Source organism: Pseudomonas sp. JZ114, from assembly GCF_051027705.1.
In the GTDB taxonomy this organism is placed as follows: domain Bacteria; phylum Pseudomonadota; class Gammaproteobacteria; order Pseudomonadales; family Pseudomonadaceae; genus Chryseomonas; species Chryseomonas luteola.
The window spans coordinates 671,540-696,595 of the sequence record NZ_CP069257.1 but is presented as its reverse complement, the minus strand read 5'-3'; the positions used below and the strand labels follow the sequence as shown (position 1 = coordinate 696,595).

The 25,056-nt window shown below is 54.2% G+C and carries 18 protein-coding genes and 2 pseudogenes; 12 read left to right on the top strand and 8 right to left on the bottom strand.

The features are described from left to right. Positions 1 to 244: 244 nt before the first annotated feature. A pseudogene (locus JQR90_RS22655) lies at positions 245 to 1,015 on the top strand (PAS domain-containing protein); the annotation flags it as partial. Between the two features lie 18 nt (positions 1,016 to 1,033). Continuing rightward, positions 1,034 to 1,555: a methyl-accepting chemotaxis protein gene (locus tag JQR90_RS22650; RefSeq protein WP_371106397.1), complete on the top strand. Its 522-nt coding sequence runs from the start codon at positions 1,034 to 1,036 to the stop codon at positions 1,553 to 1,555. A 352-nt stretch (positions 1,556 to 1,907) separates the two neighbouring features. Here the strand turns inward: JQR90_RS22650 and JQR90_RS22645 are convergent, their stop codons facing one another. Next, a complete protein-coding gene (locus tag JQR90_RS22645; RefSeq protein WP_010798642.1) occupies positions 1,908 to 2,684 on the bottom strand; it encodes an AraC family transcriptional regulator in 777 nt (258 codons plus the stop codon). 105 nt (positions 2,685 to 2,789) lie between these two features. Here JQR90_RS22645 and JQR90_RS22640 point away from each other — a divergent pair, with 105 nt between their 5' ends. The 4 genes from JQR90_RS22640 (at position 2,790) to JQR90_RS22625 (ending at position 9,345) form a co-directional block, all read left to right on the top strand. After that, positions 2,790 to 3,752 carry an ornithine cyclodeaminase family protein gene (locus JQR90_RS22640; RefSeq protein ID WP_010798641.1) on the top strand — a complete coding sequence of 321 codons (963 nt, stop codon included), beginning with the start codon at positions 2,790 to 2,792 and terminating at the stop codon, positions 3,750 to 3,752. A gap of 7 nt (positions 3,753 to 3,759) precedes the next feature. Next, positions 3,760 to 5,016, top strand: coding sequence for an NAD(P)/FAD-dependent oxidoreductase (locus JQR90_RS22635; protein ID WP_010798640.1), 1,257 nt, complete (start codon positions 3,760 to 3,762; stop codon positions 5,014 to 5,016). Positions 5,017 to 5,100: 84 nt separating this feature from the next. Next, complete coding sequence (locus JQR90_RS22630; RefSeq protein WP_219653368.1) at positions 5,101 to 6,735, top strand: APC family permease; 1,635 nt, start codon at positions 5,101 to 5,103, stop codon at positions 6,733 to 6,735. 390 nt (positions 6,736 to 7,125) lie between these two features. Further along, positions 7,126 to 9,345, top strand: coding sequence for a beta-glucosidase (locus tag JQR90_RS22625; RefSeq protein WP_010798638.1), 2,220 nt, complete (start codon positions 7,126 to 7,128; stop codon positions 9,343 to 9,345). Between the two features lie 86 nt (positions 9,346 to 9,431). On the opposite strand, the gene JQR90_RS22620 is transcribed toward JQR90_RS22625, so the two are convergent. The 4 genes and pseudogenes from JQR90_RS22620 to JQR90_RS22605 all read right to left on the bottom strand — a co-directional run bounded on the left by JQR90_RS22620 (position 9,432) and on the right by JQR90_RS22605 (position 15,347). Next, positions 9,432 to 10,094, bottom strand: a complete 663-nt coding sequence (locus JQR90_RS22620; RefSeq protein ID WP_010798637.1) for an HAD-IA family hydrolase — start codon at positions 10,092 to 10,094, stop codon at positions 9,432 to 9,434. Positions 10,095 to 10,207: 113 nt separating this feature from the next. Beyond that, positions 10,208 to 10,426: pseudogene (locus tag JQR90_RS22615) on the bottom strand (aldolase); the annotation flags it as partial. Between the two features lie 148 nt (positions 10,427 to 10,574). Continuing rightward, positions 10,575 to 13,622 (bottom strand): hybrid sensor histidine kinase/response regulator, encoded by a 3,048-nt coding sequence (locus JQR90_RS22610; RefSeq protein ID WP_010798636.1) that lies wholly within the window; start codon positions 13,620 to 13,622, stop codon positions 10,575 to 10,577. 816 nt (positions 13,623 to 14,438) lie between these two features. Beyond that, on the bottom strand, positions 14,439 to 15,347 hold the full coding sequence (locus tag JQR90_RS22605; RefSeq protein ID WP_125912943.1) for a LysR family transcriptional regulator: 909 nt from the start codon (positions 15,345 to 15,347) through the stop codon (positions 14,439 to 14,441). A gap of 113 nt (positions 15,348 to 15,460) precedes the next feature. On the opposite strand from JQR90_RS22605, the gene JQR90_RS22600 reads away from it, so the two are divergent. The 5 genes from JQR90_RS22600 (at position 15,461) to JQR90_RS22580 (ending at position 22,468) form a co-directional block, all read left to right on the top strand. Next, on the top strand, positions 15,461 to 15,886 hold the full coding sequence (locus JQR90_RS22600) for a VOC family protein (protein ID WP_010798633.1): 426 nt from the start codon (positions 15,461 to 15,463) through the stop codon (positions 15,884 to 15,886). Continuing rightward, on the top strand, positions 15,886 to 16,473 hold the full coding sequence (locus JQR90_RS22595; RefSeq protein ID WP_019364123.1) for a glutathione S-transferase family protein: 588 nt from the start codon (positions 15,886 to 15,888) through the stop codon (positions 16,471 to 16,473). The genes JQR90_RS22600 and JQR90_RS22595 overlap by 1 nt, the downstream gene beginning before the upstream one ends. A gap of 188 nt (positions 16,474 to 16,661) precedes the next feature. After that, positions 16,662 to 17,282 carry a LysE family translocator gene (locus tag JQR90_RS22590; RefSeq protein WP_073450692.1) on the top strand — a complete coding sequence of 207 codons (621 nt, stop codon included), beginning with the start codon at positions 16,662 to 16,664 and terminating at the stop codon, positions 17,280 to 17,282. Positions 17,283 to 18,044: 762 nt separating this feature from the next. After that, on the top strand, positions 18,045 to 20,438 hold the full coding sequence (locus JQR90_RS22585; RefSeq protein WP_434140820.1) for a TonB-dependent siderophore receptor: 2,394 nt from the start codon (positions 18,045 to 18,047) through the stop codon (positions 20,436 to 20,438). A gap of 830 nt (positions 20,439 to 21,268) precedes the next feature. Further along, entirely contained in the window at positions 21,269 to 22,468 is a 1,200-nt protein-coding gene (locus tag JQR90_RS22580) for an N-acetylmuramoyl-L-alanine amidase (RefSeq protein WP_434140819.1), read from the top strand. 125 nt (positions 22,469 to 22,593) lie between these two features. Here the strand turns inward: JQR90_RS22580 and JQR90_RS22575 are convergent, their stop codons facing one another. Further along, positions 22,594 to 23,088, bottom strand: coding sequence for a hypothetical protein (locus tag JQR90_RS22575; protein ID WP_434140818.1), 495 nt, complete (start codon positions 23,086 to 23,088; stop codon positions 22,594 to 22,596). Continuing rightward, a complete protein-coding gene (locus JQR90_RS22570; RefSeq protein WP_434140817.1) occupies positions 23,073 to 23,951 on the bottom strand; it encodes a hypothetical protein in 879 nt (292 codons plus the stop codon). The genes JQR90_RS22575 and JQR90_RS22570 overlap by 16 nt, the downstream gene beginning before the upstream one ends. A 274-nt stretch (positions 23,952 to 24,225) precedes the next feature. On the opposite strand from JQR90_RS22570, the gene JQR90_RS22565 reads away from it, so the two are divergent. Next, positions 24,226 to 24,606 carry a c-type cytochrome gene (locus tag JQR90_RS22565; RefSeq protein ID WP_074829311.1) on the top strand — a complete coding sequence of 127 codons (381 nt, stop codon included), beginning with the start codon at positions 24,226 to 24,228 and terminating at the stop codon, positions 24,604 to 24,606. 23 nt (positions 24,607 to 24,629) lie between these two features. Here JQR90_RS22565 and JQR90_RS22560 read toward each other — a convergent pair whose 3' ends face one another. Beyond that, positions 24,630 to 24,959, bottom strand: a complete 330-nt coding sequence (locus JQR90_RS22560) for a DUF2809 domain-containing protein (RefSeq protein ID WP_434141147.1) — start codon at positions 24,957 to 24,959, stop codon at positions 24,630 to 24,632. Between the last annotated feature and the right edge of the window lie 97 nt (positions 24,960 to 25,056).

The following is a 25,056-nucleotide window of genomic DNA, read 5'->3' as shown; positions in this document are numbered from 1 at the left end:
TCAATAGACTTATCAAGCTATAATACCAGCCCATATATATGTACATACCTGAAAGACACATTTGAGCAAAGTAAACAGGTAACCAAGTTAGCCGCCGTTGCTCATGAGTTCTATGCTGAAAGCATTCAGCTAGAGCGATTTGATGTACCTTGGATATTAAGAAAAAAGTTGCCTTTGGCTACTCAAGAAATACTCCAGCCCTGCCGTTAACCATCGACCCCTTTCTTGGTTTAGCCGGTGCATCATGTTCAATGCTCGCTTGAAAAAGGACTTGCAAGTCCAGGCCGAAGAGCTGACAGCGTTACGTCAGATCATCAACGGAATGAACGATTCCATGGTCGCCTTGACCCTTGATCCTGAGTTCCGTATTCAGAGTGCCAACAGCAAATTTCTTCAGACGCTGGGCTACTCGGCTGACCAGGTGATAGGACGTCCAATGGCAGATATTGTGCCTCCCTATGTGAAGACGTTGCCATGCTTCCACAACTTTCGTGCAGCCGTTGCCAAAGGGCTCCCGGTCAGTGACGAATATCGCTATATCCGCAAGGATGGCGCGCTCGCTTGGCTAAGTATTCATTGGCAACCTGTCCGCGACCAAGAGAATAAGCTTTCCTATATCCAGGGCTTTGGCAAGGAAGTGACCAAAACCATCGAACTAGCCAAGGAGAACGAGCACTTCATCAACGCATTGCTGCGCTCTACGGCAGTCATTGAGTTCAACCTTGACGGTACGGTGATCAAGGCTAACGACTTGTTTCTGAGGACGATGGGGTATTCAGAGCCGCAGATAGCAGGTAAGCACCACCGCATTTTCTGCACACAGCAAGAAGCATCCTCTGCAGAGTATGAGGCATTCTGGGCCAAGCTGAACCGGGGCGAATTTGTTGCCGGCCGCTTCAGGCGAGTCGATAGTCACGGTGCCGAAGTCTGGCTCGAGGCTACGTACAACCCAGTCTATGACTCACATAACCGACTTTACAAGGTCGTGAAATTCGCAACGGTCATTACGGATCAGGTACTTCGGGAGGCCGAGGTGCGCGAAGCGGCCAGAATAGCCTTTGATATCTCCAGGCAAACAGACATCATCGCTCAGCGGGGCGCTGCGGTCGTGAATAATGCCGTCGAAACCATGCAGCAGATTTCGGTTGAAATGCAGGCTGCTGCCGAGGGGATCGAAGCGCTAGACCGGCAGTCACTGCTGATCAACTCCATCGTCCAGACAATTGGCGGCATTGCTGCACAAACCAATCTGCTGGCGCTTAATGCCGCAATCGAAGCCGCTCGTGCCGGCGAGCAGGGGCGAGGCTTTGCCGTGGTCGCTGATGAAGTACGACAACTGGCAGGGCGTACCAGCTCGGCGACTGAAGAAATTGTAGGCGTCGTGCAGCAGAATCAGAAAATGACCGAAACCGCCGTACGCGGCATGGCCAGCAGCCGTGAACAGGCCGCGCGGGGACTGGATCTGGCTGCACAAGCCGGTACGGCGATCGTCGAGATTCAGGAGGGGGCAAAACAGGTCGTGGGAGCAGTCAAACGCTTTGCCAGCGAGCTCTAGTCGGCATAAGTCTGGTGTAGGGCCAAGCTGCTTTATCTATAGCAAAAGGCTTACACAAGCGTGGGAAAAGCAGCGCTATTACTCAGCTAAGTCATGTCCTAATCTACACATATTGGATGGAGCGCAGGACGCGCTCAGTCAGGTCAAGGATGATGACCAAGCCAGGATGGCAGCTTGATACGGATATCGAGCACGGTCAGCAAAAACCCGCTTCGGCGGGTTTTTTGTTTCCTACAAAATAGCCTCGCTTTAGCAGAAAAAGTCTGTCGCACAGGAAAGGCCGGATTAATTGTAGGAGTCTTGGCTAACATTGGATGTTTGACTCAGATCAGTTTTAAAGCCTCTTGCTACATTAATTCGCTGCGCTGGGAGCATGGCCAAAATGGCGGCGAAAGGCCCGGCTGAAACTGGCGCCGTCCGAGAAGCCCACCCGGTGAGCAATAGTAATCAAATTAAACTTTCGTTCGTTGATCAGCTGTTGTGCCTTGAGCATGCGTCGGGCAGCTATGTATTGCTGAGGGCTCAGGCCTGAGAGCTGTTTGATCAACACATACAGATGGCTTGTGCTGACATGGCAGAGGTTGGCCAGTTCTTCGTTCTCTATAAGCCGATGCATATGATGATCTATATAATCATCAAGGCGGGCTTTTTCGAGCCTGCCTGATTTTAGAGAGGCAACGGGTGTATATGCTCCCTGTAGTATCAATTCTCCTAGAAAAGCCGAGATCAACTGATATTGAAGTACCGGCATGGTATGGCTGTTCAGGTGGCGAACCTGATAGTCCGTCCAGCTTAGCAGATTTAGCACACCCGGACTTGGAGGCAGTAGAGCAGGCTCGCTCAGCAGTCGCGATTCGATAGAGACCGTGCAGGCCTCCTCAAAGGCCTTGATGAAGGCGTCTTCGACGTTGAGGTCGATTACCAGCAACTGGCACCGCTCGGAGGCACCGCGATACCGGTGTTCGGTATCGCAGGGCAAGAGGCCAATGGCGCCACGCGCGACCTCTCCGCTGTTGGCAGGCAGCTCACAATGCATAACTCCTTGTTGACCAATCAGTATCTGGGGATAGCTATGGGTATGGACGCCATGGCTGGTCGCAATGAGATTAGTTCGGAAGGAAGTCTGCACAGCGCGTAAACCTAATAGTTTGAGACAAGGCTGTCATAATCTGGGTCAACATAGGCTTGCATTAGCATACTAGGCTGGGGGCTCGTTTGATGTCGAGTACCTACTATGTATCTAGACGCAAAACAGTTGGCTGAGGCCTTGCCTTGGCCTGCGCTTATCGAGGCCCTTTCCCGAATCTTCACGCGTACGGCCCACTCGCCGGTGCGCCATCATCACCGTATCGAAGTACCTGGAGATCCTGCTGCCATGCTGTTGCTGATGCCCGCCTGGATCGAAGGTGAGTATGTGGGCGTCAAGCAGGTCAATGTCTTTCCTGGTAACAACGCTCGAGGCAAGCCGGGCTTGAGTAGTCATTACCTGCTCAGCTGTGGCAAGACAGGTCTCCCGCTAGGTCAGTTCGACGGAAATGAACTGACGGCACGCCGCACCGCAGCAGCTTCGGCACTGGCATCAACGTATCTTTCCCGGCCCGACTCGAAAACACTGCTGATGGTTGGGGCTGGGCGTATGGGACATTATCTTGTTCCTGCCCATCTCTCGGTAAGGCAGATCGAACAGGTCAGAATTTACGATCGAAACGAGGTTTCTGCCGAGCGTTTTGCCCAGGAACTCATCCAGCAGGGAATAGTAGCGCAAGCAGTACGGCCGGATGAACTTGCGCAGGCTGCCGTAGCCGCCGACATCATTAGTTGTGCAACGCTTGCTAATGAGCCTGTGATCAAGGGCGAATGGTTGAGCCCCGGGGTGCATGTGGATCTGGTGGGCAGCTTTACTCCTCAGATGCGTGAGGCAGATGATGATGTGGTTCGCCGCTGTGCAATTTTTGTCGATACGCGCGAAGGTACACTTTCCGAAACGGGTGATTTGATCACTCCCATCAAACAAGGCGTTATCACACCGCAGTCCATTCAAGCCGAATTCAGCGACCTCTGCAACGGTAAGCACAAGGGGCGCGCTGCGCTGGAGAGTCCTGATGCTGCAATGACATTGTTCAAGTCTGTCGGCGCCTCTGTGGAGGACTTGGCTGCCGCCATACTGGCCTATGAACGTTCATCAGCAAACAGGTAGGCGCATCATGGAGGCTTTAGATTCGTTGCGCTGTGCGGTTATTGGGGCTGGCCTGGTTGGACTTTGCACGGCGCTAGCGCTGCAACGGCAGGGCCGTAAGGTCACGTTAATAGATGCTGGCAGGCCGGGTGAGGGCGCATCTTGGGGAAATGCCGGGTTTCTTGCAACGGAGTCGATTGATCCATTATCCACTTGGGGCACACTCAAAAGTGCGCCACGTCTGCTGCTGGACAGGCATGGGCCATTAGTTATTCCCAAGGTGAACCTTCCTGCCAGTTTGCCCTGGCTTGCACGTTTTACTCGGGCAGCCGGTCCCGCCATGGTCAATGCTTCCCGAACAGCCTTGGCCGACTTGAATCGCCAGGCAGTACCGGCTTGGCAAGCGTGCCTTTCCTCCATTGGGCAATCCGATTTGTTGGTGAGGTGCGGCTATTTGCTGGCCTGGGAGTCGGCTGCGGGCCTATCGGCTGCTCGCCGCGAGGTTAAGCACCTGCAGGCATGGGATCAGCCTGTAGAGCTAATCGAGAGACAGCAATTGGACGATATGGAGCCTAATCTAGCGGGCCGTATGAGCCATGCCCTGCATTTTCCCGAAGCCTACCGTGTACGTGATCCCGCCTGGTTGGGTGCGGCGCTGTTTGAGGCCTATACCTCAGCAGGCGGCGTGTTTATGCAGCAGCCAGTTGCTGCGATACGGGTAGTTGATGCTCACCGTATCGAGCTTCAGCTTGGCCTGGAAACCCGAATGTTCTCCAAGGTGGCCCTTTGTGCCGGCGCAAGCAGCGGTGAGCTGCTAAAAACGCTAAGCATAAGCGTCCCGCTGATGGCTGAACGGGGCTATCACCTGAGCGTGCAAAGCTCTGAAACTTTTCTGAATCGCCCAGTCTGTTCGGTTGATCGTCGGGTGTTTTTAAGTCCGCTAAATAGCGGTTTCAGAGTTGTCGGTATCAGCGAGCTGGGCGGGCTGACCTTGCCGGCCCAGCCGGCTCGATTCGAAACATTACGCCATCATGCTCGTCAGTTATTTCCACACCGTAGCGAGTTGATCAATCAGGCCAGTGAGTGGATGGGCAAGCGGCCTACGCTTCCTGATTCGCTTCCGGTCATCGATGTACATCCGGATCATGCCCATCTCGGGTTTGCATTTGGTAACCAGCATTTGGGTCTTACCCAGGCTGCCATTACGGGGCGGTTGCTTAGTCAGCGGCTGATGGGTATGCCTTGTGACCTCAACCTCAAGCCCTTTCGAATAACTCGATTCTAAGCGGCCAGCGGATCGGCCGCCCTCGCAACCATAACACCGTTGCGTTTCAACACCTGCCTATAAAACTTATAAAGGGTAATAACTATGCCTTCTCAGGGTAGATTCAAGCGGAACCTGTCACTTGTCGATCTGACCCTCATAGGGTTGGGCGGAACCTTTGGCTCCGGCTGGCTCTTTGCGGCCAGTCACGTGTCCTCCATCGCAGGGCCGGCCGGAATTCTGTCTTGGCTTATTGGTGGCTTTGCTGTGCTGCTGCTGGGCATTGTCTATTGTGAGCTGGGTGCTGCTCTGCCAAGAACCGGAGGGATCATCCGGTATCCGGTATATTCCCACGGACCGCTGATGGGGTACCTCATGGGCTCGATCACGGTGATTGCTTTCACGAGCCTTGTAGCCATCGAAGTCGTTGCTGCGCGCCAATATGCGTCTGCCTGGTTTCCCAGCCTCACCCAGGTGCAAGGGGGTAGTCCAACACTACTCGGATGGCTGGTTCAATTCGCGTTATTATGTCTCTTCTTCAAGCTCAACTATTCAAGCGTCAAGACGTTTGCAAGAGCGAACAACTTTATCAGTGTGTTCAAGTTCTTTGTGCCGCTGGCGGTAATCGTGGTGCTGTTTGCGTTTTTCAAACCTGAGAACTTTAGCGCACAAGGGTTTGTGCCTTTTGGGCTTTCAGGGATTGAAATGGCGGTTTCGGCAGGTGGGATCATTTTTGCTTATCTGGGCCTGACACCGATCATCTCGGTTGCAAGCGAAGTGAATAATCCGCAGAAAACCATACCGATTGCACTGATCCTATCGGTTCTGTTTTCTACGTTGATCTATGTCTTGTTGCAGATAGCCTTTCTGGGAAGTGTTCCTGCCGAACTGTTAAGCAAGGGATGGCAAGCGGTCAGCCAGGAAATGAGTCTTCCCTTCAGGGATATTGCGATTCTGCTTGGCATGGGCTGGCTGGCTTTTCTGGTGGTATGTGATGCGGTAATTTCACCCACTGGATGCGGAAATATCTATATGAACGCCTCTCCCAGGGTCGTTTATGCTTGGGCCAAGAGCGGAACACTGTTTAAGCTCTTTACCAAGGTCGACACCGAGTCGGGCATTCCTCGACCAGCGCTGTGGTTGACATTCGGGCTATCGCTGCTCTGGACACTGCCGTTTCCCTCCTGGGAGGCCATGATCAATGTGGTATCGGCAGCGCTGGTTCTGAGCTATGCCATCGCACCACTTTCAGTGGCAGCCTTACGCCGTAACGCGCCTGACTTGCCACGTCCTTTCAAGGTCCGGGCGTTCGGAGTAATCGGGCCGGTTTCATTCATGGTTGCGGCGCTTATCGTTTACTGGTCCGCCTGGAGTACCATAGTCTGGCTGCTGGGGCTGCAAATGGTAATGGCGCTGATCTATGTGTTCTGTGGAAAGTGGGCGCCGACTCGTGACGTAAGCCTGAAGCAGCAGATAAAGAGCGCGGCCTGGTTGGTTGCGTTTTATGCTGGAATGATTGGCCTTTCCTACCAGGGAAGCTTTGGTGGCACTGGTTGGCTGACCCATCCCTACGACATCGCAGTCATAGCCTTGTTTGCGCTGGTCATCTACTACTGGGGCGCCGCTAGCGGAGTGCCTTCGCATCTAGTGGACCTGGACAGCGATGAATCGAATGCGGGCGCGGCAGTCGTCGAAGAACACGGCCCGGCTAAGAATATTCCTGTCATGCCGTTACGGTAGTTGATGCTGAGCCTCTGTAAGGTACCGCACCTGTATTGCCTGAGCGTTATAAGCAGCATCATGGATTTGATCGCCTGGTTATCCTGTCCTTTGTCTCCCGGTTGGTCACGCCGGCCGGCTCTCCTCGGCTAGAAGGAGGAGGGCCTTTCAGCCTCTAGACGGAAGAGCGGTGTGTTAAAGAAACGTAAGCTGAGCCGACCGGTTGAGTATCGATCAAGGACAGAGAAGAAGGATTGAATTCAAGGATCAGTGAGGGCTCGGCGTCATCGTCATCTATTCCCTATATCCCATTCATTACGCTCCGGACAAACGTGTTTAGGATAGGTCTTTGAGCAGTGATACATCCCAAGCACATTCAATAAGAAGGTAATCGCTCGGCTCGGATAAGACATGAAAATAACAAACCTGCGTAGTTGTTTTTCGCTTGCAATAGTAGGTGCTGCTTTATTTAACGTTGAGCATGGTTGGGCGGCCCACTCAACTGACCATAAAGATTCAGCAGACCGTCGTGCCGAAGCTGCTGTCAAGGCGATGACGATCGACGAAAAGATTTCGCTCTTGCACACCCAGGTGGGCTTTCCGTTTCCAATCGGCAATACGCCCAAGCCAGACGGAGCTGTCGGCTCGGCAGGCTATGCTCCTGGGGTTCCTCGCCTTGGCATCCCTGCGTTGCAGGAAAGTGACGCCAGCATGGGTGTGGCCAATCCTTCAAACATCCGCCCAAACGACAATGCCACGGCCTTGCCTTCCAGCATGATGCTGGCTGCTACGTTTGACCCTGATTTGGCTTACCGAGGTGGCAAGGTTATCGGCACCGAGGCTCACGCCAAGGGTATCAATGTCATGTTGGCTGGCGGCGTCAATCTGGTTCGGGAACCCCGCAGTGGTCGTAACTTCGAGAACGTGGGAGAGGATCCTCTACTGGCAGGCATCATGGGAGGCTACTCCATCAAAGGGATACAGAGTAAGCACGTTGTCTCGACGATCAAGCACTATGCCTTGAACGCTCAGGAGACGGGCCGCGTGGCGGTGAGCTCCGATATCAAGGAAGGGGCCGCACGTGAGTCCGATCTCCTGGCCTTCGAGCTGGCTATCGAAAAAGGTCAGCCGGGCTCGGTGATGACTTCCTATAACCAATACAACGGCACCTATACCTCGGAAAATGCCTTTCTCATCAATCAGGTCTTGAAGGGTGACTGGAAGTACAAGGGCTGGGTCATGTCCGACTGGGGCGCTACTGCCAGTACTGAGAAAGCAGCACTTGCAGGACTGGATCAGGAGTCCGGTGAAAATTTGGACCCAGTTATCTACTTTGGCGAGCCTTTGAAGCAGGCTGTGCAGGAAGGACGTGTATCCCAGGAGCGGCTGGATGATATGGCCATGCGCGTGGTGCGCAGCCTGTTTGCTGTGGGCGCGGTTGATCATCCGCCCAAGCTGACCGACATAAACTTCAAGGCTCATGCCAAGGTGGCCAAGGCGACGGCAGAGCAGGGTATCGTACTTCTGAAAAACGACCGTAATCAGTTACCGCTCTCACGTACGTTAAGACGTATCGTTGTGATAGGTAGCCATGCGGATGCCGGTGTTTTATCAGGTGGCGGCTCTGCCCAGGTGACACCCATCGGAAGCCTGGTTCTGCCGGCGGGTTCTGATTATGTCAGCCAGGTCTATCATCCCTCATCACCTTTAAAGGCTATTCAGGCTGAAGCGCCGCGCGCCCAGGTTGTGTATGACAGCGGAGAGGATATTCAGCAGGCTGCCAGACTGGCCAAAGGCGCAGATGCCGTTATCGTCTTCGCTCAGCAATGGGCAACCGAGGGAGTCGATGTTCCTGATTTAAGCCTGCCTGATAATCAGGATGCCTTAATTGAGGTGGTTGCTAAGGCCAACCCAAGAACAACCGTTGTGCTTGAGACAGGCGGACCCGTAAAGATGCCTTGGCTCAACCGAGTGCCAGCAGTACTGGAGGCCTGGTATTCCGGAGCCAAAGGCGGTGAGGCCATTGCGGGTGTCCTGTTTGGCAGTGTCAACCCATCTGGTCGTTTGCCGGTTACCTTTCCCCAGGATGAAAGCCAACTGCCACGGTCTACCATGCGTGACCCTTCAACTACAACCTCCAGTCCCTTTGTAGTACCTGAGGAGTTTTTCTCAGAGAACTACAACATTGAAGGTGCTGACGTGGGCTACAAATGGTATGAGCGAGAGGGCAAGAAGCCGCTATTTCCGTTCGGCTATGGACTGTCCTATACCCAGTTCAAATACAGTAACCTCAATGCCGAAACACGTGGCAGCAAGCTGGTGCTGAGCATGGACGTCACCAACCGTGGGCGGGTTAAGGGTATCGATACGCCGCAGTTCTATATCGAAAACCCATCCAGGAAAAACGGATTCACGAGTCGCCTGGTAGGCTGGGATCGCGTTGAGCTCAAGCCAGGGCATACCAAGCGGGTAAAAGTGACGGTTGATCCGCGTCTGGTTGCCCGGTTCGATGAGCGGTTCAACAGCTGGCATATCCATGCAGGGAGTTACAACGTAAGTGCAGGCGCTAATGCAATGGATCGTCCGCACAAGGTGCGAGTACGGCTCGACGAACGCTATCTGGCACCCTAAGAGGTAAGCGCCGTAGCCTGTGCTGCGGCGCGCCTGCCAGTTACGGGTAGGCCTGACAATGACATCTGGAGGCCTGCCCTGTTATTTCAATTGCTCGCCGTAACCAGCCGGAACCGGCCTTCCGCCTCATGCTCAATACGCACGTCCGCGTAGTGCGCAAGGCCAGGATGGGCGACATCCAGTGGTGTTTTGTGAGTGGCCGTAATGACCACTACATCGGCGCCAGCAGCCTGCGCCGCCGTAATGCCTGCATGAGTATCCTCAAATACCAGACACTCACTGATATCGACCCCAAGGGCTTTGGCGCCTGCCAGGAAGCAGTCAGGGGCGGGCTTGCCATGCTCCACGTCCTCAGACGAAATGATGACGGCAGGCAGCGCCATACCCGCCGCGGCAAGGCGTGCCTCAGCCAGACGACGTGAGGCTGAGGTCACGAGTGCCCAGCGGCCTTCCGGCAGGCTGGCAAGAAAGGCTGCCGCTCCCGCAATTTCCCTTACATCCGAGGTGTCGGCTATCTCGGCCTCGGTAATGGCCCGCGTCTCTGCCTCAATGTCCGCGCCGGGTGGCGCAAAACGGCGAACGGTTTCCACGGCGCGTACGCCATGCATGACGGCAATAAGGTCGGCCGGGTCAAGGCCATGACCCAGTGCCCACTGCGTCCAGGCACGCTCAGCGGAGGCGATGCTGGTCAGCAGCGTGCCATCCATATCGAAAAGAAAAGCAGAATAGGGTCGCGTGGGCAATGTCATCCGTAGCTCTCGGGATAAGTGAATGAGTGGCGTACCGCATAGTACCGAACCCGTCCCCGGTGCGTCAGTAGATGTGTTCCGATCTGCATCGCCGGAGCCGGCCTCTGCTGGTGCTACGTTGCATAGTCCGGTTCATGACGATCCAGCATCTGTTTGATACTGGCACGGTGCAGACGAGCGCTTTCCAGGTCGCCTTCGCGCATCTGCTCGGCGGTCTTACGTATGATCGCAGGGCCACGCGAGCAAAGAGCTTACCTGCCTGTGCTCATTGCACGTATCTGTACCTTCGCTAACCGCTCCAGGTAATACAGGCCACCCCAGGCTTCGGCGATGGCGCCCGCTATGCAGTCTTCCTCATGACAACCAGAGCAAGGCCACTGAGCGTCTGCCTCTTCGATGCGATATGGCCCGCCGGTGCTCCAGAGCAGGGTTTGAAAGTGTCATGCTATGAGCCATGCGTTCTTTCCAGATAACGTTTGGCTATTGGAGCAGGGCATAAATATCGGCAATGCTTACTGGCTTGGTAAAGTGGTAGTCGAAGCCGGCCTGTAGGGCCTTTTCCTTATCCTGATCCTGTCCCCATCCCGTGATCGCGATAAGCAGCGTGTGTCTGCCCTCCGGCAATGCCCGAATAGCCTGAGCGACCTGATGCCCCGTCATGCCGGGCATACCTACATCCAGCAGCATCACGTCGGGCTTGAGCGTTTTGAACAGCTCCAGCGCCTGAAAGCCGTTGTAGGCTAATGAGACCTCATGGTCTTCCAGGCGCAGTAGCTCGGCCATGGTTTCCGCTATGTCAGGGTTGTCATCGGCAACTACGATGCGGCGATGGGCCGCTGTCGAGATGGCAGGCGCTGAGACGACGTCGTGCGGTGCCTCCAGCGTCTCATCATAAGGCAGGCTGAGGGTGAAGCAGGCGCCCTTGTCTGAGCCCTCACTAGCAACAGTAAGCGTGCCGTCATGCAGTTGAGCCAGGGATTGAGCCAGTGCCAATCCAATACCCAATCCGCTATTGGTTTCTTCGCTGGATCTGGGAACCTGTACAAACATCTCGAACAGGGAGGCCAGGGCGTCATGCTCAATGCCAATCCCATTATCCGAAACAGTGATGTGTGCCTTGTTGCCACTAAGGGCTGTGGTAACTGTAATCCGACCTTTCTGGGGCGTATATTTGGCTGCGTTGCTCAACAGGTTGATCAGAATCTGTTCCAGTCGTAACGGGTCCACATTCAGAGCGACAGAGTCTGAAGGGAGCTCTACAGTCAGTGTGTGCCCCTTCGTCTCGAACAGAGGCTTAGTCGTTTCGACGGCGGCACGTATCACAGAGGCTAGCTGCGTGGGCTGCTTACGCAGTTCGATCTTGCCGCGGGTTATCCGGGAAACATCAAGCAGATCGTCCAGTAGCATCCCCATATGGGTCACCTGACGCTTGATGACGTCCTGGCTCCACCGGCGGTGCTCTTCGCTGATTTGACCTGTTTCCAGCAGGCTGACTGCCTGACGAATAGGCGCCAGCGGGTTTCTCAATTCATGGGCCAATGTCGCCAGGAACTCGTCTTTCTGGCGATCAGCCTCGCGAAGCTGCTGCTCCTGAAGTTTGCGCTCACTGATATCGGCAAACCAGACAGCAATATTGTTCTGGAACGGCGTGGCTACGATATGGAACCAGCCCTTGCAGGTGCTCGTTTGTACCAGCGACTCGAGCGATCTAGGCTCGCCGCTGATCATTGTTTCACGCATCGCATGATAGATGTCGCCCTGCGCCCAACCAGACAGCACTCCGCTAACGGGCTTGTCTGTAAGCGCCGCTGCACGGGAGCGTAGGGCCGTCGCCCCAGCGTCATTGATATAGACCAGGGTGAAGTCTTCAGCCGATGTTTGTGCCTCTGTAGCAGGAGAGAGAATGGCGAAGGGAATAGCTGAAGAGTTAAGCGCTACGTGAAGTTGCTGTTCGGAGCGCCGGGCTTTTTCCTGTTGGCTGGCGCGATCTATAAAGAGGGCAGCTGTCGCTGCGCAGATCTCGACCAGCCGAATCTCCCGTGGTGAAAGCTCATGGGTCTCTCTGAACAGCACCGTTAGCCAGCCCAGTGTGTCCTGACCATCACGCCGTATCGTTACATCGTGATGCGTTCTGAAACCCTCAGCGCGCAGCCGGCTTGAGTGCTCTACCAGGTTGCCCTGCACCTGATCATGGAGACATGACACCGGTAGGGCAGCATTTGATATTCCTTTGCTGACCAGCCGATCGGGCGCTGGTGCTGTACCTTCCAAACCGATGAACCCTCCAGGTGCGTTCAGCAGCTCGCAGACCAAGTTCAGAATCGCACTTAACTGGTCGTACAGCGACGATAACTGCAGCAGGCTTTGACTGAGCGCATAGAGTCCTTCCAAATCTTCGACTTGCTGTGAGAGAGCCGTCTGGGCTTTTTGCAGGCGTGATACTAAAAGGTCACGTTGGTGCTCGCTCTCCTGGCGTGCCGTCGCCGATGTGATCAGCGCCTGGGCCACGTCATCGATCTCTCGAATCTCGGTTTCCGGTAGATGAGGTGCCTGGTTCTGACCCATGGCCAATGCAGCATGCCGCAAGGCGCGCATCGGGTCATTGATGCGGCGCGAGGCATATCGTGTGGCCAACAGCGCGACAATCAGGGACAACAGAAGGCCTCCACCATAAATGGCAAACGCCTTGAGGGCCCCCTTGGCAATATCGTGTGCGGGAATGCCCGTTGCGACAAACCATCCGCTCTGCTTCAAATGCACATAGGCGGAATATACCCTTATACCTTCTACCGTCTGTGTCAGCCCGCTGCCTTCGTTTGTGTTCTGCTTGACCATTGCCATCAGTGAAGGGGCAGCAGGTTTGCCCAAGGTTTTCTCATGGTCGCGCGTACGCGCAATGCGGCGCCCATTGGCATCGACTACGGTGGCGACCCAATCGCTGGGCAGACGTCGAAGGTTGATAACGTTAGAGATCACCTCAGGCTTGAGCACCGCCGTTAAGACATAAACCAGCTTGCCATTGCGCATGACCGGCATACGCAGGGGGATGGCCAATGTGCCTGAGGGGCCTGCCGCCAACTGGCCGATCGCAGGTTTGAGAGTGCTTACGACCTGCATAAAACTTTCCGGTTCTGCCAACGGGCCGTCTGCACTCACATGATGGGCGGTAATCCTTCTCAGTACCTGACCATCCGGTGTGGCAATAATGACGGTTTTCCAACCAGGCACCAGCGGGACGACACGGCGGACCAATTCCTGATAGCTGTCGAGGTTGCCATCATCAAGAAAAGGAGACTGCGAAAGGGTTTGTAGCAGGTCCAGCGAGCGGTTAATTTCAACGTCTACTGCCGTTGCTGTCAGGCGCGTGGCCTCAAGGCTCCGCTGCTCGGCTATCGACTTCTGCTCATGAATGATGGCCACCAGGCCAAGCCCGGCAATCAGCGCAATTGGCGCAATGCCTGCCAATGAAAGCGTCAGAAGACGTCTGCGTAGACGAACCTTGGGGGTGGGCTTGCCGGGTAAAGCCAAGGGTAGATCCTCAACAAAGGTAAAGCCTGCTGCGCACGAGCATTCCAGCCAAGGCTGACTAGACGAAGCCCTTTTATGATACGACATCTAGCGCAGCGGCCGGTGCTTTTGATCATCCGGCCATGTACAAACTATTCGAAGAGGTAGAAACACACGACTCCTTTTTTCTGAAGCGCAGGCGGCCATTCTCTACGAAGGGGTGCGATGGAAACAGGCAGCGGAGCATGCAATAGAAGGGAAAGCTAGTCGAGCAGGAGTCTATTACCTAGATGAAAACCATTTGCGGGGTGGATGGCCACTGGTAGTTTGCACAGCATTTCAATCTTCGCAGCCTTGAGCCCGCCTTATACCTTCTTTAATACCTCTTGGTAATAGACGGCTTGGCTGGATAAGCGCAGTATCAAGGTGGCAAACGGCTATTCCCTTTTACGCGTTTTACCTTTTTACTAGTGTCGGCTGGCTTGGTTGGCTCTAGAAAAGCCTTCAGGACATGAGGCCGTCCTGAATTCCATGCTGTCTGCCTCTAGTAACAACCGACTCATATTAAATGGATGTTCTTATGTCTGGCATGCCTGATGATGACGATGACCAACTGAACCGTCGTGTCGAGTGCGAAGAGTGCGGTGAGCTCCGGGCTTGTATTTATTCGCTTCATCCGGAGAGCGACTCGCTTGCCTGGCTCTGTCCTTTTTGCAAGGCCGAGCTCCAAACTCAATAGTGTATGGACAACAAGGCGTATCGCTTGAGCGGGTAGCGTTATGTTATGCCTCTGATTCTGCGTGTTTGAAAGTGTGAAAACCTGAGGCCGCCTGGTTTTTACAGGCGGCGTACCCGCGGATCAGGTGTACGTTTTTCCAGCTGCGGGCAAGCCCAGTCCACGAAGGCGCGCACACGGGGCGAAAGCTGCAGCGCGTGCGGATAGACCAGATGAATGGGCAGGACCGCAGGTTCGAACGATTCGAGGACTCTGATCAAACGACCCTCAGCAAGCTCATCGGCAACCTGATAATGCATCAGCCGGGTGATGCCCAAACCTTGCAGGCAGGCGAGGGTGGCTGCTCTAACCTGGTTGCAGACCAGCCGAGGTGTGATGGATTCGGCCAGCTCCTTTCCGTTGTGCCGGTAGTACCAGTGCCGGCCTTGTGATGACAACAGGATGCAAGCATGTTCACGCAATGAGCCTGGGTTATCAATGACAGGTGAGGCGCGAAGGTAATCAGGGCTGGCACAGGTAACGAGGCGGGTACCTCCTATTCTCCGTGCGATCATGGTCGAGTCACGAAGATGGCCGATCCGCAGGGCAAGATCGAGGTGCTCATCCAGCAGCGGGAGGATCTCGTCGCTTAACGTCAGTTCGGCGCTTGCTTCTTCATGCTCCTTAAGAAAGCCGTTTAGGACAGGTGCAACGTAGCGTTGTCCGAATTCGACAGGCGCCGTTAGCCGGAGCACGCCTCTAACTATGCCATCGCGAGCTTCCAGGCGCTGCTCCATGTCGTCGACATCAGCCAGCATCCGCTGACTCCAGGCAAGATACTCCTCACCCTCGACGGTAAGGGCCATACGGCGCGTACTGCGGTTCAATAGCCGAACCCCCAGATGACGCTCCAGGGCCGCCAGTGAGCGTACAAGCGACGCCACCGACTGGCCGGTTGCCTCTGCCGCTGAACTCAGGCTGCCGTTTTCCACTATCCGAATGAAATTGGCCATCGCCTTGCGCTTGTCCATTGCTGCGCCTTTATCTGTGCAATTACTGCATAAGTCTTCTCAGGTTCACGGCATAGGTGAAACGGATGGATCAGCAGAAACTAGAACGCCTGATGTCAACCGGAGTGCAACCTATGAACCAGCAACCAAGTCCTGCTCGCATTCTCTCATACGACCACATCGGGATTCGTGTCAGTGATAAAAACCGAGCGATATCGTTTTATCAGGCCCTCGGATTTATGGAGAGCGAACATTTTCCTCGGTATGAGGCCAATGAGATGCTCAGCCCTGATGGGGTTCGTATAAACCTGATCTTTAACGGGACCCGTATACCCCATGCTCACAATGTTTTACTGGATGAACCGATAAAGCTGCCGGGTATGACTCATCCTGCCTTTATTGTGGATGACCTTGAGGCACTCCAGAGGTGGTTGAACGAGCAGGGGATCATGATTACGGAAGGGCCGCATCCTATTGGTCCTAGACGCGTCGCGCTGTTTATCCGCGATCCTGATGGCAACGTTCTCGAGTTCAATCAGCTTGTTGAAGGGGATGCATGATGAAACTGTATGATCTGGAGGCTTCCGGAAACTGCTACAAGGTGAGGCTTTTTGCGTCATTGGCCAATATCGAGCTTGAACGTGTGCCAGTGGATTTTCTAAGCGGAGCACACAAGCAGCCGCCGCTGTCGGAGCTGAATCCGTTGGGCCAGTTACCTATCCTGGAAGACGGCAAGCAGGTCGTCAGAGACTCGCAGGCCATTCTGGTCTATCTGGCGGGTGTATATGGTGGTTTGGCATGGTGGCCAGCGCATCCGCAAGGCCAAGCCGAGATCGTTCAGTGGCTCTCGTTTGCTGCCAATGAAGTGCAGCACAGCGTATGTGCTGCACGGCTGGTGCAGAAATTTGGCTACGACCTGGATAAATCGCAGGCGCTTGAGAAAGCGGTGGTAACGCTCTCGCTACTCGACAAGCATCTGGAGCACAACGACTGGCTTGCAATGGGCCGCCCAACCATCGCAGATTGCGCGGTCTATCCTTACGTCGTGCTGGCGCCAGAAGGCGATGTGGATCTAGAACCTTATAGTCATGTTGCACGGTGGATGAGGCGGCTGGAAGCGCTGCCCGGCTATTTGCAAAAGCCTTGATCAATCTATGGGCGTGGCACCTATGAGGCAGGATTTTGCCTTTGAGGATCGGTTAGTCAGGCAGGGGCGCTACACACCGTAATGACAGAGTGTTGCGCTCCCGGAAAGGAATTACTCCACGTGCGGTATGGTCGGGTTACGCTAAAACGCGCTAAGGTTTGGTTTTCATCTCTACCGTTCTTTGAGCCATGCCCATCATTGATAACGTCGTTGCGTTTACCTTGGCTGCTACCTTACTTACATTAACGCCAGGGCTTGATACTGCCCTGGTGTTACGCACAGCGGCTGTTGAGGGAAGAGCGCAGGCCATCCGGGCGGCACTGGGCATCAATGCGGGGTGTTTGATCTGGGGCACCGCCGTTGCCTTTGGCCTTGGGGCTTTAATTGCCGTATCCGAGCTGGCTTATGATGTGCTCAAGTATTGTGGCGCTGCCTACCTGTGCTGGCTGGGCTTGAACATGATGGTGCGGCCCCGCAACTCAATGGTCGCCAACGACACTACCCGCGTGCAGAACACGAACTGGTTTCTCAAAGGGATGCTGGGCAACGTATTGAATCCCAAAGTTGGAATTTTCTACGTCTCCTTCCTGCCTCAATTCATTCCTCAGGGACACTCCTTGATCCTCTGGACCTTTGGCCTGGTAAGCATTCACGTGGTGATTGGATTCATCTGGTCCATGGCGTTGATCGGTGCGACTCGCCCATTGGCCCAGATTTTACGTCGTGAAAAAGTGATCCAGTGGATGGACCGACTCACTGGGGGCGTTTTCCTCCTCTTTGCCGCCCGCCTGGCGCTCAGCAAGCGCTGAAAGTCTCTAATTTTAGCGATGCAGAGCGGCTTACTAGGTAGCCTTTCTTTCTTGAGGCTAGATCTCGTCTATTGTGTTCTAAGCTACTGAAACAAAGCAGAGGCACCTATAATCAGAGTATCGACTTCTTTGATACTGTCTTCTGCATGCTGCGCAATCGAGCGAGTCAGGTTGAATTGGCTTCGGCTTGCTCAAGCGCTTCGTTGTAGCCTGTCCATACCTGCCAACATTCCATAATTGTCAGGGCAGAGACAACGAGCGAAACAAAGACAAGGTCAGGCGTTGCGTCGACAGGCGCTTGGCATTTATCTCAAACCGGCGTTGTTGTGGCATCGTTAGGGTCCAACTGCCGTTCCATTATCTGATTGGAGAGCCGTAGGGCTGTAAAGATTTACAAGCCAATCTCGCACCAGCAGATATAACCGGCAACTTGCCCGCCTGCGGCCAGAATAATCCTTCCGTTACTTCAATCCATACGCATTCATGCCGTTTTGCATTGGTCATCATGACATTGATCCAATGTCGATTAGCAATTTTTCAAGCGTTTTTCCACTACAGGGACAACATGAAGTCACCATGGCATCCGTCATATGTCTGTAATGATTATTAATTGTTAATATTTATCATTTACATTGACAGGTCACTTTTATAGCATCTTGCCAGTTTTGCCTGTACGCCGTTTTTCATATGTACAAAACGTCCCAGATCGACATCGTTCGGCCTGGTATAGCGGTGCTCGCACTTTTCAAGGACTTCTGAATAATGAAAGCGTTTCCTCTGCGGCTGTTGGTGTTCACCGTTTCGCTGTTAACTACCGGTACAGTACTTGCCGCCCCGATCAGAATTGATCTTGCGTCCCAGCCCTTGGCAAATGCGTTGAGACAACTGGGCCAGGCCAGTGGTCTTCAGGTTTCCTATACTTCGGCAGCAGTGGCCGGCAAGACAGCGCCTGCCGTACGGGGCCAGATGGAGCCTGCAGTGGCACTACAGGCGCTGTTGGCCGGGAGTGATTTGGTAGGCAGTGTTCAGGGTAACGTGCTGACTATCGCCGAGGCAGGATCAGCTGCGGGTGAGGAAGTGGCGCAGCTGGGTATCACTCAGGTAGTAGCGGAGGGCTCAGGCAGTATTACCAGCGATATAGCTGCAACAGAAGGGTCCGGCTCTTACACGACAGGTATCATGAGTACGTCTACCAAGTTGCCTCTGTCGATACGCGAGACGCCTCAATCGGTAAGTGTAATGACGCGCCAGCGTATCGACGACCAAGCCCTTAATGAACTCAATGACATCGTCAAATACGCACCCGGCATACAACTGCGTAAACTCGGTGGAGACCGCCAGCAGTTTCTCGCGCGTGGATTCACCATCGACAACCTGATGTACGATGGCTTGCCCACCAGCATTAGCACGTTTACGCTCGATACCATCAGCGGCGCTGATCTTGCCATCTATGACCGCGTGGAAGTCGTGCGCGGTGCTACAGGCCTGATGACTGGCGCTGGCAGCCCTTCAGCGACATTGAATCTGGTGCGTAAGCGTCCCACCGCTACTCCGCAAGTCAGTATCACCACCAGCGCTGGCAGCTGGGACCGTTACCGTACCCAGCTGGACGCATCCAACAAGCTGAACGAAAGCGGTACGTTGCGTGGCCGCGTGGTTGCAGCCTACGAAGACAACGGCAGCTTCGTTGATGAGCGGGAAAAGCAGCGTCAGACCTTTTATGGCATCCTCGAAGCCGATCTCAGCGACTCCACCACTTGGACTCTCGGAGCCTCCAAACAGCGCGACGATGCTGTATCGGACTGGGGAAGCCTGCCCGCCGGGCCTAATGGGGAAAATCTGCACCTGTCGCGGTCGACCTTTCTTAGTAACGACTGGGCATATTGGGATCGGGATAACATTACCGCCTTCACCGATGTCACCCACCGTTTCGACAACGGTTGGAGTGCCAGGCTGGCAGCTGCTCGAATCTGGGCGGAATCGAATACCTTCTCCAGTTACATTAATCCCCCGGTGGGTAATGCCTATACGCAGTCTTCCGGTCAATACCACAGCAAGGACGTACAGACTAACCTGGACGCAACCGTATCCGGCCCGTTCACGTTGTTTGGGCGCGAGCATGAACTGGCATTGGGCGCCAGCCGCCGGCAAGAGCGGTTTGATCAAAAAGGAGGGTACTGGCCGACAGCAACGCCGGTTGATATCTACAACTTTGATCCCGGTGTCATTGCTAAGCCCAGCCTGAGCGACCGGCTTCCCTATTCGAGCAAGAATACGGCAACGGAAAAAGCTGTTTACGGTGTCGCCCGGTTTAATCCCATTGATCCGCTGCACGTTATCCTGGGTAGCCGCGTGACGTGGTACGACTACGATAACCGTGCGAGCGATACCGGGGATTACACGGTAACCCGTGAGGTGACGCCCTATGCGGGGGTTATCTATGACCTGAATGACACCTACTCGGTCTATGCCAGCTACACCGAGATTTTCAAGCCGCAGACCGAACAGGATCTAAGTGGGTCCACGCTTGAGCCTATGACAGGGGAGAGCTACGAGATCGGTCTAAAGGGCGAGTACATGGAGGGTAATCTGAACGCCTCCATCGCGGTGTTCGATATGACCCAGCAGAACCGGGCATACGCAGTGCCAGATCAGCCTACGCTTTGCCGAAACCAGAACCGTACCTGTTATGAAGCGGCAGGAGAGGTGCGTAGCCGCGGTATTGATACCGAGCTGTCAGGTGCCTTGACGCCCAACTGGGACATTTCGGCCTCCTACACCTTGGTGCTCAGCCAATACGTGAAAGATCAAACCTATAATAAGGGTACCTTGTTTGCCCCTGAGCAACCCAAGCATCTGTTTAAAGCGGCTACTACCTATCGCTTGACCGGAGCGCTGAGCGACTGGCGCATTGGTGCAGATGTGCTTGCCCAGAGCAAAACCTATAACCGTGTTGGTACCGGTCGCGCCGTTCAGGATTCATATGCTGTGGTCGGGCTTATGGCGGGCTACCAGTTCAATGAGCACTGGGATGGACAGGTAAACCTGAACAATGTGTTCGACGAAAAGTACTGGCAAGGCATACCTAACTCCAGCGGTACAGGTGTCTATGGTGACCCGCGTAACGTCATGTTCAGTTTGAGGTGGAGCTTGTAACGCATCTCTATGGGCTGGAAAAGAGTTTCCAGCCCATAGGACTGTTTAGCGTTCTTTGGATTGATAGGCCGATTAGGTGATATCGGTAACGAACAAACCAGGCGGTGACTAAATGCGCCTGGTTTGTCAGCTCTACGAGTGCAGCGCTATGGGCAATTCTTGGCCTTGCGTTGACATAATGACGAGCTGCGCGCTAAGTGACGGTTTCAGCATGCCTCCATAAGGGATGCATAGCGCGGTTCTGGACTGACAATCAGTCGCTTGCCGTGCCGTTATTTCATGGGAATAACGGCACGGCAATTCTGTATCGCAAATAGAGCGTCTCTGACCGCTAGGCGCTTGGCCGAGAAAAGTTATTTAAAAGTATCTTGCCATCCACCTAATCGTTGCGTTGGTAACCGTATAACTGTCGCAAGGCAGATCAGCAGAGTAGGGCGGTACTCCACAGTGTTACAGCCCAGATCAGAAACGACCCCGCTGGAATACCTCTCAGTTAGCGGCTATTTAGGGTCACTAGTGTGTGATTGATGAAGATGAGATTAGCTAACGTCTCAATTTAAGAGATACGTACATCTAACTGTGGGCACATAACTATCCATTCGGAACGTTACGCTCGGCAGAATGTTTTAGGCAAACTATTCCTCTACAACAACCCCACCCTAGAGCGCTTGGCGTTTCGATGCTGCCACGTGAATGTAGAAGGTGGGCCTTCCAGTAAGTGACAGGATCGATAAATCAGGAATATAGCGCATTGTGCCCACCGTAGCCTTGGCCTGCTAGTTCGATATGTTATATGGTTACAAATTGTTTCGCCGAAATGTGTTGTAGTTATGAACCGTCGTCGCCTTCTAAACTTCATCCTGGCAGGGCTGACACTGCCAGCCTTTCCCAACGCCTTTGCCGCTTCAAGCGAGGTACGCTCCGTAAGAGCATCACGTACCGCTGGTCGCTTTCGCCTGGTACTGGATCTCAATGGCCCGAGCCACTATCGCACGTTCACGCTCGACTCACCTCATCGATTGGTCATCGACTTACCTAATACGACGTTAGCCACCAATGTTTCAAAATTGGATGTTACCGGCTCAGCAATCAAAACGATTCGGGGTGGAGCACATGGTACGACAGGCAGTCGTATCGTCCTCGAACTGAAGCAGCCAGTAAAACTCGACAGCCTGGTGCTTGGCCCGTCCGGCTCCTTTGGTGATCGACTGGTGTTTGACCTTCACCCAATGGGGCCTGCAACCACACAGGTGGCGCACGCGGCATCGACACCTCGCGCCAAGAAGAGTCCCGGCCGTGATCTGGTGGTTGTCGTAGATGCTGGTCATGGTGGCAAGGACCCTGGATGCATCAGTGCCAAAGGTGCCTATGAAAAAAAGGTCGCCCTGGCGATTGCTCATAATCTAGCCAAGCGGATCAACAAGGAGAAAGGCTACAAGGCCAAGCTGGTACGGACCGAGGATATTTTCGTTCCACTGCGCAAGCGCGTGGACATCGCTCACCAGTATGACGCCGACATGTTTATCTCGGTCCATGCCGATGCAGCACCCAACCGCCGTGCCCGTGGGGCTTCTGTCTTTGCGCTTTCCAGCAGCGGTGCGACGTCTGCTATGGCTCGCTGGATGGCGAAGCGGGAGAACGATGCCGATCTTGTCGGAGCCAATAGCCTGCCTCTGCAAGACAAGGATCCAGACCTCGCCAACGTTATTCTGGACATGTCCATGAGCACTACCATTGCTTCGAGCCTGGATCTGGGACACAGCGTACTAACGAGTCTGGGTACCGTTGCGAAGATACATCAGAAGCAGGTCCAGCAAGCTGGTTTTGCTGTACTCAAGTCACCTGACATTCCGTCGATTCTGGTAGAAACGGGGTTCATGAGCAATGCTCAGGACAGCAAACGGTTGCTCAATCCCCGTCACCAGCAAGTAGTCGCTGATCGTATATTTCATGGGGTACACACCTACTTCAGCCAGCGGCCACCGGTGGGGACTTACCTTGCAGATCAGAAGACAGCCGCAACGGCATGAGTTGATGTGGACTGACTGGAAATAAGCCAGTCAGTCCAACCAAGTCCCGAAGAGTCAAGAACGCTGAGCAAGGAGCGATACCGAACAGGCCACCCTGCTTATTGCTTTATCAGGACCCACACCGCTCATTGTTGATAAAGCGTAGCGGTGTTACCTGCTCCGCTCTGCATGACCGTTGCTGAATTAGCCGGCCCGGTAAATAACTCCGTAGGTCCGCGTTGGGAAATAAAGACTTCATTGGCAGTACCAAACTGGTCGACACGTGCCTGGCTATTGATGCCAGCCTGATCGACAGTGAGCTGATTGGCGTCTCCTTCCTGCGAGAAATACAGGGTGGTAATGGATGTTTCCTGGCTGATGCTTGCCTGGTTGCGGGTGCCGGCAGATCGGCCAATAAGGGTCCCGGCTATTGTGTCCTGGTCGATTGTCAGCTCGTTTCCGTTACCGTCCTGGACGACATCTATCACGTTTAGGCCGCCTCCTTGAGTGAGGGAAGCAGTGTTGGCATCTCCCTCTTGAGCCAGGCGGGTGGAATAAGCGCCATAACGACTCCCTGTTGACTGATCAACTGTTGCGCTGTTTTCGTTGCCGTTTTGCACAACACTTACATCAGCTTCCATCGGGCCACCACGTTGGGCCAGGCGATCTGATTGTTATCGCCTTGTTGGGAAAGCGTGGCTGATTTGCCTTTTTCCTGAAGCGCCGTAATGGTATTTCCGTTACCCAGGGTAGTGGCCACCAACGTAGTTACGCCATCGTCGATTTGATCGATCGTGTACAGGTTATTGTTGCCTTCCTGAGACAGCGTGGCGGTTTTACCTGGGTTGTAACCCAGTTGATTCAAAGTAAGTACATTCGCATCGCCATTTTGCACTACAGAAGCGTTGTCTCCCTCTCTGTTATTGCTATAACCGCTCTGTTCAAGTGTGATCTGATTATTTTCACCTAGCTGAGTAAGGCTGGCCGATACACCCGTTCGTTGTAATGCATTAATCGTGTTGCCGTTACCCAGGGTATTGGCTGTCAACGTGGCGCGCCCATCGCCTGCTTGCTCGATCGTGTGAATATTGTTGCTGCCCTCCTGGTATAAGGTGGCGTCGTAACCAGAGTCACCGCCCTGCTGGTTTACCGTGACAATATTGGTATCGCCAATTTGCAGGATCGAAGCGTCGCTTCCACTCCCGGCGGTAGCTTGATGTACGGCAGCATTATTGCCATTACCCGTCTGGTCAAGCGTCATTTTATGGCCAGAGGCTTGTTGCAGTACGTCGGCGTCATTGTTATTGCCCGTTTGTATAACGGTTGAGCTCTGGTGGTCTGCTAACAGCTGCTCTTGTGTCGCGTTATTGCCGTCGCCACGCTGCTCCAGGGAAACCTCATTGTCGAATCCACTCTGCGTTTGTGTGGCGCGGTTGTTTTCAGCTACGACAAGGCTGCTGAACGAGGCAAGGACGATAAGCGCCAGGGGGGTGAGCTTGAACATGATAACTTTCCTTGTGTGTCCATTAGGGCTCAGTCAGTCACAAGACCGAGAGAGGAACCTATAGACCACCTTCAACAGGCTGGCAAAGCCATTGGTCCTGAAGTGCCAGCAAGCAGGAGCACTTGCCAGCTGAGCGATGACGTTATGCAAAGTAGGAGAGTGCAGGCCTTGACTTCTGGCCATGGTTGGTCATTACGTTTCATATCAATGAACGTGGCTGTATTACACAGGCATAATGATCGTCAGGCGTCGCTAATCGTATTCGGGAGAAGACATGCGAAATTGGGTGTTAATGACGTTGGCCTTGCTGGTGCACGGAGTCGCCTATGGTGCCGGTGACGCAACGGCAGGGAAAAAGTATTTTACGTCCTGGTGTGGTAACTGTCATAAGGTGGGGACCTATGCCAGGGGCTCGTTCGGCCCCGAACTCAACGCTATTTTCGGACGCAAGGCAGGGGCTACTGAAGACTTCAACTATTCCGAGGCCATGAAAGCGTCAGGAATTGTCTGGAATGAGGAAACCCTCGCTGCCTACTTAAAGGATCCGGACAAGGTCGTACCCGGCACAAAGATGCGTTTCTGGGGAATGAGTAATGAGCAGCAGATTGCCGACCTGCTTGCCTATCTTGCGACCTTCCAGAACAAAGGACAGTAAGCGCTTGCTGCGCCAGAATCATTTCAGGCGTCTGCTTTGAGTGAGTGGCTAGCCTTTACTGTGAGTCTGGCCAGGCCATCGATCAAAACGCCCGCCAATATGCCGATACCGTAAGCAACGATATCCATCCAGGAAAACGTAGTGCCCAAGGCAAGATGGCCTAGCGGATGGTGGCGAATCGCATTGATCCAGGGCGCCTGGTAAAGCTGCGTTGCCTCCACCGCACATGAAATACTAAATGCTGTTACCGCCAGGCATACAGCATTGGCGCGGCGCGCGATCAAAGCCAGACCTGTAAGGATCATGAGCGCCCAAAGCGCATCGCCTGGGTATTTTCCAAGAGCGTCAGGGATGATTATTGGAAACTGGCGAGAGGCTAGCCCGAGCGCTATTACAGCACAAAGGGCTAGACCAAGATGGAGTCTGTTACGGTTCCTTTGGGCGCAGTTC

Bases quoted from the DNA above. Each gene is read 5' to 3' on its own strand.
- JQR90_RS22590 (WP_073450692.1), top strand. From the start codon at position 16,662: ATGCCCATCATTGATAACGTCGTTGCGTTTACCTTGGCTGCTACCTTA.
- JQR90_RS22625 (WP_010798638.1), top strand. From the start codon at position 7,126: ATGAAAATAACAAACCTGCGTAGTTGTTTTTCGCTTGCAATAGTAGGT.
- JQR90_RS22600 (WP_010798633.1), top strand. From the start codon at position 15,461: ATGAACCAGCAACCAAGTCCTGCTCGCATTCTCTCATACGACCACATC.
- JQR90_RS22605 (WP_125912943.1), bottom strand. From the start codon at position 15,347: ATGGACAAGCGCAAGGCGATGGCCAATTTCATTCGGATAGTGGAAAAC.
- JQR90_RS22570 (WP_434140817.1), bottom strand. From the start codon at position 23,951: ATGTTCAAGCTCACCCCCCTGGCGCTTATCGTCCTTGCCTCGTTCAGC.
- JQR90_RS22620 (WP_010798637.1), bottom strand. From the start codon at position 10,094: ATGACATTGCCCACGCGACCCTATTCTGCTTTTCTTTTCGATATGGAT.
- JQR90_RS22565 (WP_074829311.1), top strand. From the start codon at position 24,226: ATGCGAAATTGGGTGTTAATGACGTTGGCCTTGCTGGTGCACGGAGTC.
- JQR90_RS22595 (WP_019364123.1), top strand. From the start codon at position 15,886: ATGAAACTGTATGATCTGGAGGCTTCCGGAAACTGCTACAAGGTGAGG.
- JQR90_RS22575 (WP_434140818.1), bottom strand. From the start codon at position 23,088: ATGGAAGCTGATGTAAGTGTTGTGCAAAACGGCAACGAAAACAGCGCA.
- JQR90_RS22635 (WP_010798640.1), top strand. From the start codon at position 3,760: ATGGAGGCTTTAGATTCGTTGCGCTGTGCGGTTATTGGGGCTGGCCTG.
- JQR90_RS22630 (WP_219653368.1), top strand. From the start codon at position 5,101: ATGCCTTCTCAGGGTAGATTCAAGCGGAACCTGTCACTTGTCGATCTG.
- JQR90_RS22585 (WP_434140820.1), top strand. From the start codon at position 18,045: ATGAAAGCGTTTCCTCTGCGGCTGTTGGTGTTCACCGTTTCGCTGTTA.
- JQR90_RS22640 (WP_010798641.1), top strand. From the start codon at position 2,790: ATGTATCTAGACGCAAAACAGTTGGCTGAGGCCTTGCCTTGGCCTGCG.
- JQR90_RS22580 (WP_434140819.1), top strand. From the start codon at position 21,269: ATGAACCGTCGTCGCCTTCTAAACTTCATCCTGGCAGGGCTGACACTG.